The sequence below is a fragment of the Nocardioides agariphilus genome, from assembly GCF_015352445.1.
Classification (GTDB): Bacteria; Actinomycetota; Actinomycetes; order Propionibacteriales; family Nocardioidaceae; genus Nocardioides; species Nocardioides agariphilus.
On record NZ_JADKPO010000021.1, the window covers coordinates 41,539 to 57,816 of the forward strand.

Here is a 16,278-nt window from a genome sequence, read left to right on the forward strand (position 1 = left end):
TCGGCGCTCACAACCGGGCCACCACTTCATCGACCCGCAGCCAGCCGGCACCGAGGACCTTGGTGACCTGGGGCGCGAAGGCCGGGGACTCCGCGACCACGCGGCGTACGGGTCCGGACGAGACGACCTCGCCCTCGGCGAGTACGACGACGTGGTCGGCGGCCTGGGCCACGAACTCGACGTCGTGGGTGGCCACGAGCACGGCCCGGCCGTCTGCGGCCATCGACCGCAGGGTCGCCGACAGTGCCCGCTTGACCGAGTAGTCGAGTCCCCGGGTCGGCTCGTCGAGGAGTAGCACCGGCGGGGCATCGGCCAGCACGATCGCCAGCGCCAGGGCCAGCCGCTGCCCCTCGGAGAGGTCCCGCGGGTGCATCGCGCCGTCGATCCCCGGCACCAGGCGCTCCAGCGCGTCCGCAGTTGCGGCGCTGGCAGCGAGCTCCTCTGCGACGGTCTCGAGGTAGAGCAGGTCGGCGGCGTTCTGGGGCAGCAGTCCGACCAGCGTGCGTCGGTCCGACTCGTCGAGGTCAGCCGGGTCGCGCCCCGAGACGGAGACCGAGCCGCTGCGCCGTCGTCCGGTGCCCTGCAGCGCCCACAGCAGCGAGGACTTGCCCGAGCCGTTGCGACCCATCAGCGCGGTGACCGTGCCTGGACGCAGCGTGAGCGACACGTCGTGGACCGCGAGCGTCGAGCCATGGGTGACGGTGACGCCGCGTCCTACGAGACCGCCCGCCGCCGTGGTCTCCGGGGCGTCTGCGGGAGGTACGCCGAGGCGCTCGCGAAGCCCCGCGGCCCGACGGCGCGCATCGCGGACGGTGAGCGGAAGCGGCTGCCATCCGGCGGCCCGGCCGAGCTCGACGATCGGCGGCGCGACGGGTGAGTCCGCCAGCAGCTCGGCGGGCACTCCGGAGCGCAGTCCCCCACGACCGTCCAAGACGACGAGCGTGTCGGCGAAGGGCACCACGCGCTCGAGCCGGTGCTCGGCCATCACCACCGAGACCCCGAGGTCGTGCACGAGCCGGGTCAGGGTCGCCAGCACGTCCTCGGCTGCTGTGGGGTCCAGGGCCGAGGTCGGCTCGTCGAGCACCAGGACCCGTGGGTGCATGGTCAGCACCGAGCCCAGCGCGACCCGCTGCTGCTCGCCGCCACTGAGCCGGCGCAGGTCGCGGCGACGCAGGTCGGCGATGCCGAGCAGGTCGAGGGTCTCCTCGACCCGGCGTCGCATGGTCTCGCCCGGCAGGCCGAGCTGCTCCATGCCGTAGGCGAGCTCCTCCTCGACGGTGTCGGTGACGAAGCCGGCTGCCGGGTCCTGGCCGACGTACCCGATCAGGTGCGCGCGCTCTCGGGGAGGGGTGCGCACGATGCTCGTGCCGTCGAGCAGCACGTCGCCGCTCAACGTGCCACCGGAGAAGCGCGGCACCAGCCCGGTGAGCACCCCCAGCAGTGTCGACTTGCCCGAACCCGTCGCCCCGGTGACGAGGACCAGCTCGCCCTCGGCGACCGTGAGGTCGACGCCCCGGAGGACCGGCGTCTCCTCGTAGGCCAGGCCCACGCCTCGCAGCTCGATCATCTGACGACCACCGCGGCAGGGCCCACGGCTGCCTGCTCGGCGCCGCCGGGTGCGGGTGCGGCCATCCCGCCGAGCAGGGCGATGCCCGCCACGGCGAGGTGCGTGACGGTGAGCGCGGGCCAGGAGTCGGGGGCTGGATAGGCCGCGAGGACGTCGCGGTTGCTCGCCACGACGGCCAGCGTGGCGGCCGCCGCGCCCGAGCCGAGCACGAGCCACTCGGGCAGCAGCCACGGGTCGGGCCGGTAGCGCGTGCGGGTCACCCGGCGGCCGGCGCCGACCATGCCGAGCAGCGCCGCCACCACTCCGAGCGCCAGCATCGGCAGCGCCAGCACGCGCGGCGCGGTGCGGTCGAGGACGGCGTAGGTGCCTACGCACAGGCCACACAGGCCCGCGAGCATCAGCGCCCCGGACCTACGACGGCGGGCCGGGGTCAGCTCGCCCGCGCGGCCGTAGCCGCGGGTGTCCATGCCGGCAGCCAGAGCCAGCGAGCGCTCGAGCGCGTCCTCGAGCACCGGTACGACGAGCCGGCGCAGCCGCCCGACACGACGGGTGTCACCGCCGCGCAGCCGCTGCGCCGCGCGTACGCGCCGCAGGCTGTCGGCCAGCTGGGGCAGGACCGAGACGGCCACGACCAGGGCGGTGCCGACCTCGTAGAGCGCGGCCGGCATCGAGCGCAGCAGCCGCTTGGGATTGGCCAGGCTGTTGGCCGCGCCGACGCAGATGACGATGGTGCCCAGGCGCAGCCCGTCGTAGAGGCCGAAGAGCAGCGACTCCCGGGTGACCGGCCCGAGCAGGTGGACGCCGAGGGCCCAGCCCGGCAACGGAACCTCGGGCAGGTCGAGCAGCACCAGCCCGAAGTCACCGCCACCGAAGATGATGCGGAACAGCACGCGTACGACGACGATCACCGCGGCCAACGCGACGTAGAGGCGAAACGACCGCGACCACGGCTGGTCACCGCGGCGTGCCGCGACCACCAGGGCCGCGACCGCGGCAACCAGCAGCAACAGCCACGGGTTGGTCGTCATCGAGGCGACGACCGCCAGGCCGATCGCCCAGCCCCACCAGGCCACCGGATGCAGGTCGCGGGCCAGTCGGGACGGGAGGGCACTCACGGAGATGATCTCCGCCGGACGAGGGCAACGGCTCCGGCGGCGCCGAGCAGCACCACGACGGCCACCGGTGCGACCCACGGCGGCAGTCCGTCGTCGTCGGACTGAGGCTCGGCCTCCACGGAGCCGTCGACCGGCGCGCCGGCCTCGGTCTGCTCCTCGGAGGCCGGGGTGGTCGGATCGGAGGGCTCGGGCGTAGCCGTCGCGGTCGTCGTCGGCTTGGGTCGCTTGGTCGTCGACGGCGTCGGCGACGAAGACGGAGAGTCGGGCGGCTGGCTCGAGGTGGCGACCGACGTCGGCGTCGCGGTCGGGTCCGGAGCCTGGCTGGTTGGCTTCTTGGTCGGGGTCGGTGTCGGTGTCGGCGACGCCTGGCGGTGGGGACTCGGATCGGTCTGCGGGCGGACGCCGCCGGACGAGCCGTCCCAGACCATGGCGAGGTAGCCACCTGCCGGGATCTCGAGCGAGCTGGCACCCAGCGAGGAGTAGGACCACGTGCCGCTCTTGCCGTCCGACCACCACAGACCCCAGTAGGCGTCGGCGGGTGGGGTGTTCACGCACGGGTCGTCGGCGGGCAGGCCGTCGATCCGGCAGACGAAGCCCGGGAACCGCTGGACGTAGGTCAACGTGTGGCCGGCGTCCTTGAGCAGGCGGTCAGCGCTGCGACCGCCGCCGGAGGAGATGCACGCGACCTGTACACCTCCGCCGAGTCCGCCCGGCTCGACGACGACGCTCACCCCCGAGGCCGTCTGGCAGGTGGCCGCCTCGGCGGGACCCGGGCTGCCCAACGACAGGGCGCCGCCGGCCGCCGCGGTCACCAGGACCGCGACGGCCGTGCGGGCGCGCTTCAGCAACATCTCAGCGGGTGACCCGCACCGTCACCTCGCGGAGCCGGGCCCCGAGGTAGACCTGGAACGTGCGCCGTCCCGGGTCCCGGCTGACCACGAACGTGACGTGGTTGGTGGCGCGGCGGCCAGAGCGGAACTCGTAGGAGAACTTGCCGCTGCGCACGCACACGCGCTCCCCGGCGGCTACGCCGGTCAGCTCGATACGAAGCGGCTTGCCCACCGCGACGGTCCGAGGTGCCGTGGCGGTGAACCTGCCCTTGGCGGCCGGTGCCCACGTCAGCGCGGGGAGCGCCTGCGCGGAGGCCCGTCGCCACTGGCCGCTGGCCACCTTGCCGATGCCGGCCGCCTGGCCGGCGGCGTAGGCCTTCTGGTCGTAGGCGATGGCGCCGGGCTGCCTCTTGAGACGTCCCGAGCACGGGTTGGCGCCGCCCACCTGGAGGTTGCGCAGCCACACCGCGGCCTTGGCAGCCCGCCCGAGGGCGCCGGCGCGACCCAGCGCCCAGCCCGCCAGTCCGGTGCTGTTGGCGTTGGTGCGGGCCTTCGGCTTCCCGCTGATCGAGAAGCTGCCGTTGGCCCGCTGGGTGTCACGCAGCCACGAGACCGCCTTGGCGACCGCCGCCTTGGCCGCATCGCCCTTGATGGTGGACAGCGCCAGGATCGCGGTCGCGGTCGCGTCGGTGCTGGCGCCGTTCTCGCCGGTGGGCGCGCCGTCGCAGGACTGGTCGGCGAGAGCCTTGTCGGCGGTGAAGGACTCCCGGAAGTAGCCCGCCGAGCACTGCTGCTGCAGCAGGAACGACGTCACGTCACCGGACTCGGCGCTGTCGGTGACAGCGAGCGCGCGGGCGGCGAACGCCTGACCGAACACGTTGGCGCTGTCGCCGAAGCCGCTGAGGTCCTCGATCCGACCGACGATGGGTTCGGTCGAGGAGACCCGGTCCTCGAGCTGGGTGATCAGGTCCTGACCACCGAAGGCACGCGGGTCTCGATGTGCGACGAGCGCGAGGACCGAGGCCTTGCCGAGGTTGCCGGCGTAGCGGTCGTCCATGTAGCCGATGTAGCTGGACACGTCGTTGGCGACGCGCGTGACGATCTGCTGGACGACTGCCGGCCGCTGGCCAGCGGCGTCGAGCGCGAGCGCGACGTCGATGGTCAGGCCGTAGTCGTCGAAGTCGAACTCCTGGTTGTGCACCGCGCCGTCGGTCAGCTGGCCCGACAGCCAGCCTCCGCCGGCGAAGGCCGGCCTCCGGTCGTAGGTCACGGCACCGGCCGGCGATGCCAGCCCGGCCACCAGGGTGGCGGCTGCGGTCGCTGCAACGACCGCGGCCAGGGGACGGGAGATTCTCATGGCTTCCTTCCCGCTGCTGACAGCGGGAAGATCACCGGCCGGTGAGCTCGGGCCGGGGAGCCACCCGCTGCTTTCCACGACAGCGTGTGTTCAGGACGCTCCGTCGTGGGTGCTCCGGCTCGCACTCCAGGACCTGGCGGTCCAGGAGGTGCCTACGGTTGCGGGTCAGCGCCGGACTTCGACCGGCTTCCCCCGACTACGGGCGTTTGTGGTTGTGGTGCTCCCGAACGGGAGCGGGCTCACCCTACTCCCGCGCCAGGTCGCCGACGAATCAGGTGAGTTTTTCGAGCACGAGCTCGCGAACCCGCGCGGCATCGGCCTGACCCCGCATCTGCTTCATGACCGCACCGATGAGCGCGCCCGCCGCATTGACCTTGCCCTCGCGGATCTTGTCGGCGACGTCGGGGTTAGCGGCGATCGCCTCGTCGACGGCAGCGGACAAGGCGCCCTCGTCGGACACGATGGCCAGGTCGCGCGCGGCAATGATCTCGTCAGGAGTGCCCTCCCCGGCAACGAGTCCGTCGAACACCTGGCGCGCCAGCTTGTCGTTGATCGCGCCCTCGTCGACCAGCGCCTGGACCCGGGCCACGTCAGCCGGCGTCACGCCGAGCGCGGCGATGTCGGTCTCGGTCTCGTTGGCGCGTCGGGCGAGCTCGCCGAGCCACCACTTGCGCGCGGTCTGAGCGGAGGCACCTGCGGCGATGGTCTCCTCGACCAGACCGAGCGCGCCGGCACCGACGGTGTCCCGCATCTCCAGGTCCGTGAAGCCCCAGGCCGCCTGCAACCGCGCCCGCCGCTCGTGGGGCGGCTCCGGCAGCGAGGCGCGCAACCGCTCCACCCACTCGCGGTCCGGCGCGACCGGGACCAGGTCCGGCTCCGGGAAGTAGCGGTAGTCCTCGGCGTCGGACTTCTCCCGCCCGGAGGTCGTGATGCCGGTGTCCTCGTGCCAGTGCCGCGTCTCCTGCAGGATCGGCCGGCCGGACGTCAGTACGGCGGCGTGCCGCTGCACCTCGTAACGCACGGCGCGCTCCACCGAGCGCAGCGAGTTGACGTTCTTGGTCTCGGTGCGGGTGCCCAGGGCGTGCCGTCCCGCGCCGTCGGACTCCGAGCCGACGTCGCGCGGGGCCAGCGAGAGGTTGACGTCGCAGCGCAGCGAGCCCTGCTCCATCCGCACGTCGCTCACCCCGAGCCCGAGCAGGAGGTCCCGCAGCTGCGCGACGTAGGCCTTGGCGACCAGCGGCACCAGCTCCCGCGTGCCGAGGATCGGCTTGGTGACGATCTCGATGAGCGGGATCCCGGCGCGGTTGTAGTCGACGAGGGAGTAGTCCGCGCCGTGGATGCGACCGGTCGCGCCGCCGACGTGCAGCGACTTCCCGGTGTCCTCCTCCATGTGAGCCCGCTCGATGTCGACGCGCACCGTCTGCGGCCCGTCCGGTCCCTCGACGACCACGTCGGTCCAGCCGTTGAAGGCGATGGGCTCGTCGTACTGCGAGGTCTGGAAGTTCTTCGGCATGTCCGGGTAGAAGTAGTTCTTCCGGGCGAAGCGGCACCACTCGGCTATCTCGCAGTTGAGCGCCAGCCCGATGCGCATCGCCGACTCGACGGCCGTCCGGTTGACGACGGGCATCGATCCCGGCAGGCCCAGGCACGTCGGGCAGGTCTGCGTGTTGGGCGGTGCCCCGAACTCCGTCGGGCAGCCGCAGAACATCTTCGAGGCCGTGTTGAGCTCGACGTGCACCTCGAGACCGAGGGCGGGGTCGAAGCGCTCGAGCGCCTCGTCGTAGGGCATCAGCTCTGCGTTCATGCCGTCGTCCCCGTTCGGTGGTCGAGCTCGTCGAGCCCCCGCGCCTGGTCGAGCAGCGGCCCGCCCCACTTGTCGAGCAGGATCGCCTCCAGCGCCGCGCCCACCAGGTAGACCCGGTCGTCGGCCATCGCCGGCGCCAGGATCTGGACGCCGGCCGGCAGGCCGTCCTCGTCGGCCAGGCCGCTCGGCACCGAGATCCCCGGCACACCCGAGAGGTTGGCGGGGATGGTGGCCAGGTCGTTGAGGTACATCGCCAGCGGGTCGTCGACCTTCTCGCCGAGCTTGAACGCCGTCGTGGGCGCTGTCGGCGAGAGCAGCACGTCGGCGTGCTCGAAGGCCTGCTGGAAGTCCCGCGTGATCAGGGTGCGCACCTTCTGGGCCTTGCCGTAGTAGGCGTCGTAGTAGCCGCTCGACAGCGCGTAGGTGCCCAAGATGATGCGGCGCTTCACCTCGTCGCCGAAGCCCGCCTCGCGGGTCGCGCGCATGACGTCCTCGGCGCTGGGGTCGCCTTCGGGAGTGACGCGCAGCCCGTAGCGCATCGCGTCGAAGCGGGCCAGGTTGCTGGACGCCTCGGCCGGCAGGATCAGGTAGTAGGTCGCGAGCGCGTGCACGAAGTGGGGGCAGGACACCTCGACCAGCTCGGCGCCGGCCGCGACCATCAGGTCGACCGACTCCTGGAACCGCGCGAGTACGCCGTCTTGGTAGCCCTCGCCGCCGAGCTCCTTGACGACGCCGATCCGCACGCCGGACAGGTCGCCCTCGGCACCCCGCTGCGTGGCGCCCACCAGGTCGGGCAGGGGCGCGTCGATCGAGGTCGAGTCACGCGGATCGTGGCCGCCGATGACGGTGTGCAGCAGCGCGGCATCCAGCACCGTGCGCGTGACGGGGCCGGCCTGGTCGAGGGAGTTGGCCAGCGAGACGAGGCCGTAGCGCGAGACACCGCCATAGGTCGGCTTCACCCCGACCGAGCCCGTCACCGCGGCAGGCTGGCGGATCGAGCCACCCGTGTCGGTGCCGATCGCCAGCGGGGCTTCGTAGGCGGCGACCGCCGCCGCCGATCCACCGCCGGAACCGCCGGGGATCCGGTCGAGGTCCCACGGGTTCCTGGTCGGTCCGTAGGCGGAGTGCTCGGTCGAGGAGCCCATCGCGAACTCGTCCATGTTGGTCTTGCCGAGGATCGGCAGACCCGCCTCGCGCAGGCGCGCGACGACGGTCGCGTCGTACGGCGGCACCCACCCCTCGAGGATCCGCGAGCCGCAGGTCGTCGGCAGGCCCTTGGTGGCCAGCACGTCCTTGACGGCGATCGGGATCCCGTCGAGCGGTGAGAGAGCCTCGCCGTTGGCGCGGCGCGCGTCGGAGGCAGCCGCCTGCTCGAGGGCGCCCTCGGCGTCGACGTGGAGGAAGGAGTGGAGGCGATCGTCGACCTCGGCGATCCGGTCGAGGTGACGTTGGGTCACCTCGACCGAGGTCACGGCACCGGCCGCGAGCTCCTCGGCCAACCCGGCCGCGGTCGTGCTCGTGCCCCCGGTCACTGCTCGTCCCCCAAGATCCTCGGCACCTTGAACCGCTGCTCCTCCTGCTCGGGGGCTCCGGACAGGGCCTCCTCGACCGTCAGGCCGGGGACCACCACGTCGGCCCGGAAGACGTTGGTCAACGGCAGCGCGTGGGAGGTCGGCGGGATGTCGTCGTCGGCCACGCCGCTGATCGAGGCCACCGACTCGAGGATCACCGACAGCTGGGGGGCGAGGTGGTCGAGCTCTGCGTCGGACAGGTCGATGCGGGCCAGCGTCGCGAGGTGGGCGAGCTCGTCCCTGCTGATCGAGGGCCCTGGGGCTGGACTGTCGGGCATGGCGAGAATCCTAGGGACCGCCCGTCGAGGCGGGCTCACCGCGTACGACGGAGCTGACGCCGTCAGTGACGGCGCAGCATCCGGAACGTCTGCTCGAGGGCGACGGCGTTCCACCGATCGCGACCGCGGAGCAGGTAGTGACCCAGCGGACCTACGTCCTCGAACTCGGCCGACACGGCAACCTGCGCAGCGCGTTGGACGTAGGCCCGGGTCGCTCGCGCGGACGTGATCCGGTCGCGCGATCCGTGGGCTGCGTGGAGCCGTTTGCCACGCAACGCGTCCACGCTCTCGCCGACAGGCAGCCAGGGCGCCAACCCGACCACGCCGACCACGTTGGCATCGTCGGCCACGTGGACGGCGGTGCGGGCACCCATCGAGTGGCCGAGCAGCACCACCGGCACGTCGCCGAGCTCGCGGCGTACGTCGGCCAGGGCGGCCCGCGCGTCGGCGATGCGGTCGGCTCCGCCGTTCCAGCCGCGACGGGTGAACCGCAGCAGCCAGGAGCTGACGCCGGCCTCCTGGAACGGCCGGGCGATCTCGCGCTGCATCCACGCCGTACGCCGCCACGACAGGCTGCGTCCGTCGACGAGCTCGTGCCCGCGTTCCTTGCCGCCGTGCAGCATCAGGACCACGGCCCCGGGCCTGGCCGACGTGTCGTAGCGAGTGAGGTGTGGCTCCACGGTGGTCACGGACATGGACCGTATTCGGCGCCGCCCACCAACCAGATGGGCCTGTCCGTACCAGCGGGCAAGATGTCTCCCGTGAGCGAAGAGGTCCAGGCCACCCCACCCGAGGCGCGCGCGGAGCACCAGCAGATCTCCGAGCAGATCGAGGACGCCCGCTGGCGCTACTTCGTCCTCGACGACCCGACCCTCTCCGACGCCGACTACGACGTGCGGTTGCGGCGGCTCCAGGCACTCGAGGAGCTCTACCCCGAGCTGCGCACCCCCGACTCGCCGACCCAGAAGGTCGGCGGCGCCGTCTCGACCGACTTCACCGCCGTCGCCCACATCCGGCCGATGGAGAGCCTCGACAACGCGTTCAGCGACGAGGAGCTCCACGCCTGGTACTCCCGCATCGAGCGAGACGGCGTGACCGACCCCGACCTGCTGTGCGAGCTGAAGGTCGACGGCCTGGCCATCAACCTGCTCTACGAGCGCGGCCGCCTGGTGCGCGCCCTCACACGTGGCGACGGGCGCACCGGCGAGGACGTCACGCCCAACGTCAAGACCATCGAGTCGGTGCCTCACCGGCTGCGGGCGAGCAAGGACCACCCGGTGCCCGCTCTCGTCGAGGTGCGCGGCGAGGTCTTCTTGCCCACGCTGGCCTTCGAGCGGCTCAACGAGTCGATGACCGAGGCCGGCAAGCCCGCCTTCGCCAACCCACGCAACGCGGCCGCCGGGTCGCTGCGCCAGAAAGACCCCCGGGTCACCGCCACCCGAGCGCTCGGCATGGTCTGCCACGGCATCGGTGCGCGCGAGGGGTTCGAGCCGGAGGCCCAGTCAGCGGCCTACGACGCGCTGAAGGCCTGGGGCCTGCCCACCTCCGACCGGGTGCGGGTGCTCGGCTCGCTCGCCGAGGTGCGGGAGTTCATCGACTACTACGGCGAGCACCGCCATTGCGTCGAGCACGAGATCGACGGGGTCGTGGTCAAGGTCGACCAGGTCGCCCTGCAGCGCCGGCTGGGCTCGACCTCGCGAGCGCCGCGCTGGGCGATCGCGTTCAAATACCCACCCGAGGAGGTCAACACCGTCCTGCTCAGCATCGAGGTCAACACCGGCCGCACCGGCCGAGTGACGCCGTTCGGCGTGATGGTGCCGACCAAGGTCGCCGGTTCCACCGTCGAGCGCGCCACCCTCCACAACGCCCACGAGGTGGCCCGCAAGGACGTCCGGCCCGGCGACACCGTCGTGCTGCGCAAGGCGGGCGACGTGATCCCCGAGATCGTCGGCCCGGTCCTGGGGCTGCGCCCCGAGGGGCTGGCGAAGTGGGTGATGCCGACCGAGTGCCCGGCCTGCGGCACCGCGCTGGTGCAGGAGAAGGAAGGCGACAAGGACCTGCGCTGCCCCAACCACCAGTACTGCCGGTCCCAGGTGCTCGACCGGATCTTCCACGTCGCCGGACGCGGGGCCTTCGACATCGAAGGGCTCGGCTCCGAGGCCGCCTATGCCCTGTGGTCGGCGGAGGTCATCGCCAACGAGGGAGACGTGTTCGCCCTCGACCGCGATCGGCTGATGCGCACCGAGCTGTTCACCCGCGCCGCCAAGAAGGCCGAGACCGATGTCGCGGTCGACGGCCGCGTCCTGTCGGCCAACGGAGAGCGGCTGCTCGCCAACCTCGGCGAGGCCAAGCGGGTGCCGCTGTGGCGGGTGCTGGTCGGCCTGTCGATCCGCCACGTCGGCCCGACCGCGGCCCGCGCGCTGGCAGCGGAGTTCGGCTCGATGGAGGCGATCCGCAAGGCGTCCGTCGACGACCTGGCCGCGGCCGAGGGCGTCGGCCCGACCATCGCCGACTCGGTGCGCGAGTGGTTCGACGGCGAGGACGCAGGCTGGCACAACGAGATCGTCGACAAGTGGGCGGCGGCGGGTGTGTCCATGGAGGACCAGCGCGACGAGTCGACCGAGCGCACCCTCGAGGGCCTCACGCTCGTGGTCACCGGCTCACTGGTCGACTTCTCCCGAGACTCCGCCAAGGAGGCGATCGTGGCCCGGGGCGGCAAGGCCGCCGGCTCGGTGTCCAAGAAGACCGACTACGTCGTCGTCGGCGACAACGCCGGCTCCAAGGCCGACAAGGCCGAACAGCTCGGCGTCGCGATCCTCGACGAGGCCGGGTTCAAGGTGCTGTTGGAGGCCGGCCCTTCGGGCCTGTGACCGCCCCGACTGACCTACCGGCCGACCTACCGGCCGCGAACCTGGCCAGCACCTCCGCCGCCGGCGCGGCCCCCTGACGAGGCCAGGCCAGCGCCAGCACCGACTCCGGCGCGTCGGACACCTCGACGAAGACCAGGCCCGGTCGACGCAGCTCGGCCGCCAGGGACTCGGGAACCAGGTTCACCCCCCGCCCGAACGCCACCTCCGCGAGCCATTCCTCGAGCGTCTCGGTCGTCGTCCGCACCCGGGACGGCACCCGCCGCTCGCGCAGGTACCAGAAGGCCGCGAAGACCGGGTCGGTCACGCCGTCGGCCTCCAGCCACCGCTCCCCGGCCAGGTCGTCGAGGGTGATCGAGTCGAGCTGCGCGAGCGGGTTCGCATCGGACATCACCGCAAGCACCGGCTCGCGGGCAAGCTCCAGCAGGTGCAGGCCCTCCATCCCGGTGAAGGGCGGTCGCACCAGGGCCGCGTCCGTCGCGCCGGAGAGCAGCCCACCAGCGGGCTCGTCCCACTCGAACTGCCGCAGCTGCACGGTGATCCCCGACTCGGCGCGTCCGAACTCGGTCAGCAGCTGTCGCGAGGTGGCCGTCAACGAGAACGCCAAGAACCCCAACCGCAGCACCGTGGCCCGGTCCTCGGCCACGAGCCGCGCCGTGTCGGTCACGAGGTCGGCGGCAGCGAGCGCCTCCCGCGCCAGGGGCAGCAGGCGGGCACCCGCCGAGGTCAGCGCGACCTCTGTCGGCGACCGCTCGAACAGCGTCACCTTGAGGTCCCGCTCGAGCGCCTTGATCTGCTGGCTCAGCGACGGACCGGCGATCAGTAGCCGCGCGGCGGCCTTCGCGAAGTGCAGCTCGTCGGCCACGGCCACGAAGTAGCGCAGCTGCCGTAGCTCCATGACCTGCGATGTTAGGCCCTGGCTCACGCCGACGAGGACGCAAGTCGTGGCTTTGCCAGAGGTGTCAGCGGCACCTTGTCGGCATGACCCAGATCATCGACCGCACATCAGACGACCGGTCCGCCAACCAGTCCGCCACCGACCTCACCGACCTCGTACGCCGGGTGGCCGGCCCCGTTCTCGACGGCGCCGACCCTCGGGCCGCTGAGGAGGTCGCGGCCTTCAACCTCGCCGTGACCCACCGTCCCCGGGTGGTGGTCGGCGCGACCAGCTCCGAGGACGTCGTCGCCGCCGTCTCGTGGGCTGTCGCCCACGGGCTTCCCGTCGCCGTGCAGTCGACCGGTCACGGGGCCGTCCACGGCGTGGCGGACGCCTTGATGATCACCACGGGCCGGGTGCGCTCGGTCGAGATCGACCCCGTCCGCCGGACGGCCACGGTGGGTGCCGGCACTCGCTGGGTCGACGTCGTCGAGGCTGCCGCGCCCTACGACCTCGCCCCGGTCAGCGGCTCCTCCTCCGACGTCGGAGTGGTGGGCTTCTGCACGGGTGGCGGCATCGGCCCGCTCAGCCGCGCGCACGGCTTCGGCGCCGACCAGGTCAGCTCCTTCGAGCTGGTGACCGCCGACGGCCGGCTCCGCCACGTCGACGCCGGCAGCGAGGCCGACCTGTTCTGGGCCGTGCGCGGCGGCAAGGGCAACTTCGGCGTCGTCACCTCCATGGTCCTCGGACTCGTGCCGCTCACGACGATGTACGCCGGGGCGGTGTTCTTCGCCGCCTCGTCGGTGCGCGACGTGCTGCACTCCTGGCGGACGTGGGCACCCACCCTCCCCGAGCGAGCCACGACCTCGGTCGCACTGCTCAACCTCCCGCCGTTCGAGGACATCCCCGAGCCGTTGCGCGGCCAGCACGTGGCGATGCTGCGGTTCGCCTACGACGGTGGCGAGTCCGAGGGCGCCGCGCTGCTGGCACCCATGCTGGCCGCGGGCGAGGTGCTGCTCTCGGGTGTACAGGCGATGCGCTACACCGAGGCCGACTCGATCCACCAGGATCCCGCCGACCCGCTGCCGGTCTGGGAGCAGGGCACCCTGCTGCGCGAGCTCAGCGCCGAGGCAGTAGAGGTCCTGATCGAGCAGGCGGGACCCGCCTCCGACAAGGCGCTGGCCATGGTGGAGCTGCGGCTGATGGGCGGCGCCCTGGGCCGGCAGCCACGAGTGCCCAACGCCGTCGCCGGCCGGGAAGGCGCGTTCAGCCTGCTGGCCCTCGGCGTGCTGCTGCCCGGTCTCGAGGAGGTCGTCAAGGCGGCCGGGATCGGACTGATCGCGGCCCTGGCGCCCTGGACGACCGGCACCAGCATCGTGAACTGGCTCAGCTCGACCGCCAGCCGCGAGGACGTGGCCAGGGCCTGGCGTCCGGAGGTGTACGAGCGTCTGGTCGCCATCAAGCAGCAGGTCGACCCCGACCGGGTCTTCCGGTTCGGGCACGCTCTGTGAGCGGTCTCCCCCGGTGGTCTAGACCGAAGGAATCGATCGCGATGAAACGGAATTGTTCTGTCCGGGTCAGCGGTTGTAGGGTCCGACGAAACGGAACCGTTTCGTTTCATCCACCTCACATAAGCACCACCTCCAGGAGCACCGGTGACCCCCATCTCGATGACCGTCCCTCACGGCGAGGGCACTCGCCCCCGGGTGGAGGGCGACCGCGAGCAGGAGATCTTCGACGCCACCCTCCACGTCCTCGAAGAGGTCGGCTACGACCGCCTCACCATGGACGCGGTGGCGGCAGCGGCCCGTGCCTCCAAGGCCACGCTCTACCGGCGCTGGAACGGCAAGGTCACCCTCGTCATCGACGCCCTCCTCTCGCAGAAGACGCCCCACGAGGCACCCGACACGGGCACGCTGAGGGGCGATCTGATCGCGACGTTCTGCGGCGCAGGCGGCCTGACCGACCACAGCGCCGTGGCGACGTTCGCCAGCGTGCTGACAGCGATCAGCCGCGACGCCGAGTTCGCCGAGGCGTTCCGGCAGCGCGTGATCGGGCCCAAGGCCGCGATGGGCCGGCTCATCTTCGAGCGGGCCCAGGAGCGCGGTGAGCTGCGTGAGGGCGTCGACATCGACCTGCTCGCGCCGGCCCTGGCCGGCATCTGTCTGCACCGCCTGTTCTTGATGGGCCTCCCGCCCGACCAAGACGTCATCGCCCGCGTCGTCGACCAGATCATCCTGCCGGCCGCGCTGCCCTTCGATTCACTCCAGACCCTGCAAGAGAACTAAGGAAACGACATGTCCGACAACATCCGCATCGACGACGCTGCGGCACCCGACGACTTCGTCGTCGAGCAGTCGAAAGGAGCCCCGCGCCTGGGCCTGGCCCTCGTTCTGATCACCGTGGCTCAGCTGATGGTGGTGCTCGACGCCACCATCGCCAACATCGCCTTGCCCTTCATCGGCAAGGATCTCGACATCAGCGGCATCAACCTGACCTGGATCGTCACCGGCTACACCCTGGTCTTCGGCGGCCTGCTGCTGCTGGGCGGCCGGCTGGCCGACCTCTACGGCCGCCGCCGCATCTTCATGATCGGTCTGGTCGTCTTCGCGGTCGCCTCCATGCTGGGCGGCCTGGCGCAGAGCGAGACGCTGCTGCTCGGCGCTCGTGGCCTCCAGGGCCTCGGCGCGGCGCTGGCCTCTCCGGCCGCTCTCGCGCTGATCACCACCACCTTCCCCGCGGGTCCGGCCCGCAACCGGGCCTTCGCCGTGTACGCCGCCATGTCGGGCGCCGGCGCAGCCGTCGGCCTGATCCTCGGTGGCTGGCTGACCGGCTCCGACTTCACCATCTTCGGTGCCGACGTCCACGGCTGGCGGATGACCTTCCTCATCAACGTGCCGATCGGCATCGTGACCGCGCTGCTCGCGCCGCGCTTCCTGCCCGAGTCCGAGACCCACCCGGGTCAGCTGGACGTGCCCGGCGCCATCACCGGCACCGGCGGCCTGCTGGCGATCGTCTTCGGTCTCACCCACGCCGGCAACCCGTCGTACGGGTGGGGCGACCCCTGGACGATCACGAGCCTGGTGGCCGGAGTGATCCTGCTGGCGCTGTTCGTGGCCGTCGAGTCCCGGGTCGAGCACCCGTTGCTGCCGTTCCGGATCTTCGCCAACCGCACCCGGGCCGCGAGCTTCGTGGCCATGGCGCTGCTGCCGGCCGCGATGTTCTCGATGTTCTTCTTCCTGAGCCTGTTCATCCAGAACGTGATGGGCTACAGCCCGCTCAAGACCGGCGTCGCGTTCCTGCCGTTCAGCGCGGGCATCATCATCAGCGCGACGATCGTGTCCAACCTGGTCAACCGCATCGACGCGCGCTACATCGCCGGCACCGGCACGCTCGTGGCTGCCACCGCCCTGTTCGGGTTCTCCCGGTTGAGCGTCCCCGACAGCGAGAGCAGCGTCCTCCAGGCGGTCCTCAGCGGCCAGCACCTCGGCGCGGACGTCAGCTACTGGACCCACGTCTTCCCCTTCGTCGTGCTGATGGCGCTGGGCATGGGCGCGGTGTTCGTGCCGTTGACGCTGACCGCCGTGCACCACGTGCGCTCGGAGGACTCCGGTATCGGCTCGGGCGTGCTCAACACCATGCAGCAGGTCGGTGGCGCGCTGGGTCTGGCGATACTGAGCACGGTGGCCAGCCACTTCACGACCAGTCGCATCGAGGAGACCGCCCCCGCCATCGGCCGGGGACTCCAGGGCGCGGACCCCGGCGTGATCCAGCAGCTGATGGACGCCTTCGGTGTCGGGTCGGTCCAGGAGCTGGTCGGTCAGGTCTCCTACCTCGGCGCGTTCACCGAGGGGGCCACGGCTGCCTTCCTGGTCGGCGTCTTCTTGATGCTGGCCGGCTCCGCGGTCGTCTGGGCGTTCCTCGACGTCAAGCACGAGGAGCTCGCCACCGACGGCCCGGAGGGCGTCCACGTGGGCTGAGGCATCTCGACAAAGGCCCCCGGGTGTGTCCA

At 71.7% G+C, this 16,278-nt stretch carries 13 protein-coding genes; 4 read left to right on the plus strand and 9 right to left on the minus strand.

All coding sequences use genetic code 11. The features are described 5' to 3' along the window. Positions 1 to 7 precede the first annotated feature (7 nt). The 8 genes from ISU10_RS15385 to ISU10_RS15420 form a co-directional block, all read right to left on the minus strand. Positions 8 to 1,567, minus strand: coding sequence for an ABC transporter ATP-binding protein (locus tag ISU10_RS15385; protein WP_194697292.1), 1,560 nt, complete (start codon positions 1,565 to 1,567; stop codon positions 8 to 10). Further along, positions 1,564 to 2,682, minus strand: coding sequence for an energy-coupling factor transporter transmembrane component T (locus ISU10_RS15390; RefSeq protein WP_194697293.1), 1,119 nt, complete (start codon positions 2,680 to 2,682; stop codon positions 1,564 to 1,566). The genes ISU10_RS15385 and ISU10_RS15390 overlap by 4 nt, the downstream gene beginning before the upstream one ends. Beyond that, the gene (locus tag ISU10_RS15395) at positions 2,679 to 3,533 is read right to left on the minus strand and encodes a hypothetical protein (protein WP_194697294.1); all 855 of its coding nucleotides are present in this window, start codon (positions 3,531 to 3,533) and stop codon (positions 2,679 to 2,681) included. Before ISU10_RS15395 ends, ISU10_RS15390 begins: the two co-directional genes overlap by 4 nt. Before the next feature lies 1 nt (position 3,534). Further along, entirely contained in the window at positions 3,535 to 4,869 is a 1,335-nt protein-coding gene (locus ISU10_RS15400) for a prenyltransferase/squalene oxidase repeat-containing protein (protein WP_194697295.1), read from the minus strand. 271 nt (positions 4,870 to 5,140) lie between these two features. Further along, the gene (gene gatB, locus ISU10_RS15405; RefSeq protein WP_194697296.1) at positions 5,141 to 6,673 is read right to left on the minus strand and encodes an Asp-tRNA(Asn)/Glu-tRNA(Gln) amidotransferase subunit GatB; all 1,533 of its coding nucleotides are present in this window, start codon (positions 6,671 to 6,673) and stop codon (positions 5,141 to 5,143) included. Further along, the gene (gene gatA / locus ISU10_RS15410; RefSeq protein ID WP_194697297.1) at positions 6,670 to 8,205 is read right to left on the minus strand and encodes an Asp-tRNA(Asn)/Glu-tRNA(Gln) amidotransferase subunit GatA; all 1,536 of its coding nucleotides are present in this window, start codon (positions 8,203 to 8,205) and stop codon (positions 6,670 to 6,672) included. Before gatA ends, gatB begins: the two co-directional genes overlap by 4 nt. Then, a complete protein-coding gene (gatC, locus tag ISU10_RS15415) occupies positions 8,202 to 8,522 on the minus strand; it encodes an Asp-tRNA(Asn)/Glu-tRNA(Gln) amidotransferase subunit GatC (RefSeq protein WP_194697298.1) in 321 nt (106 codons plus the stop codon). Before gatC ends, gatA begins: the two co-directional genes overlap by 4 nt. Positions 8,523 to 8,584: 62 nt before the next feature. Further along, positions 8,585 to 9,211, minus strand: coding sequence for an alpha/beta hydrolase (locus ISU10_RS15420; protein ID WP_370865470.1), 627 nt, complete (start codon positions 9,209 to 9,211; stop codon positions 8,585 to 8,587). A gap of 63 nt (positions 9,212 to 9,274) precedes the next feature. On the opposite strand from ISU10_RS15420, the gene ligA reads away from it, so the two are divergent. Further along, positions 9,275 to 11,392 (plus strand): NAD-dependent DNA ligase LigA, encoded by a 2,118-nt coding sequence (gene ligA / locus ISU10_RS15425; RefSeq protein WP_194697300.1) that lies wholly within the window; start codon positions 9,275 to 9,277, stop codon positions 11,390 to 11,392. On the opposite strand, the gene ISU10_RS15430 is transcribed toward ligA, so the two are convergent. Further along, complete coding sequence (locus tag ISU10_RS15430) at positions 11,355 to 12,287, minus strand: LysR family transcriptional regulator (protein ID WP_194697301.1); 933 nt, start codon at positions 12,285 to 12,287, stop codon at positions 11,355 to 11,357. The two genes, ligA and ISU10_RS15430, sit on opposite strands and share 38 nt — an antisense overlap. An 83-nt stretch (positions 12,288 to 12,370) precedes the next feature. Between ISU10_RS15430 and ISU10_RS15435 the strand changes: the two genes are divergently transcribed. The 3 genes from ISU10_RS15435 (at position 12,371) to ISU10_RS15445 (ending at position 16,246) form a co-directional block, all read left to right on the plus strand. Then, entirely contained in the window at positions 12,371 to 13,777 is a 1,407-nt protein-coding gene (locus tag ISU10_RS15435; RefSeq protein WP_194697302.1) for an FAD-binding oxidoreductase, read from the plus strand. A 144-nt stretch (positions 13,778 to 13,921) separates the two neighbouring features. Then, positions 13,922 to 14,554, plus strand: coding sequence for a TetR-like C-terminal domain-containing protein (locus tag ISU10_RS15440; protein ID WP_370865473.1), 633 nt, complete (start codon positions 13,922 to 13,924; stop codon positions 14,552 to 14,554). Positions 14,555 to 14,563: 9 nt separating this feature from the next. Further along, on the plus strand, positions 14,564 to 16,246 hold the full coding sequence (locus ISU10_RS15445; protein WP_194697303.1) for an MFS transporter: 1,683 nt from the start codon (positions 14,564 to 14,566) through the stop codon (positions 16,244 to 16,246). Positions 16,247 to 16,278: the final 32 nt, after the last annotated feature.

Bases quoted from the DNA above. Each gene is read 5' to 3' on its own strand.
- ISU10_RS15435 (WP_194697302.1), top strand. From the start codon at position 12,371: ATGACCCAGATCATCGACCGCACATCAGACGACCGGTCCGCCAACCAG.
- ISU10_RS15395 (WP_194697294.1), bottom strand. From the start codon at position 3,533: ATGTTGCTGAAGCGCGCCCGCACGGCCGTCGCGGTCCTGGTGACCGCG.
- ligA (WP_194697300.1), top strand. From the start codon at position 9,275: ATGTCTCCCGTGAGCGAAGAGGTCCAGGCCACCCCACCCGAGGCGCGC.
- ISU10_RS15400 (WP_194697295.1), bottom strand. From the start codon at position 4,869: ATGAGAATCTCCCGTCCCCTGGCCGCGGTCGTTGCAGCGACCGCAGCC.
- gatC (WP_194697298.1), bottom strand. From the start codon at position 8,522: ATGCCCGACAGTCCAGCCCCAGGGCCCTCGATCAGCAGGGACGAGCTC.
- gatB (WP_194697296.1), bottom strand. From the start codon at position 6,673: ATGAACGCAGAGCTGATGCCCTACGACGAGGCGCTCGAGCGCTTCGAC.
- ISU10_RS15430 (WP_194697301.1), bottom strand. From the start codon at position 12,287: ATGGAGCTACGGCAGCTGCGCTACTTCGTGGCCGTGGCCGACGAGCTG.
- ISU10_RS15385 (WP_194697292.1), bottom strand. From the start codon at position 1,567: ATGATCGAGCTGCGAGGCGTGGGCCTGGCCTACGAGGAGACGCCGGTC.
- ISU10_RS15445 (WP_194697303.1), top strand. From the start codon at position 14,564: ATGTCCGACAACATCCGCATCGACGACGCTGCGGCACCCGACGACTTC.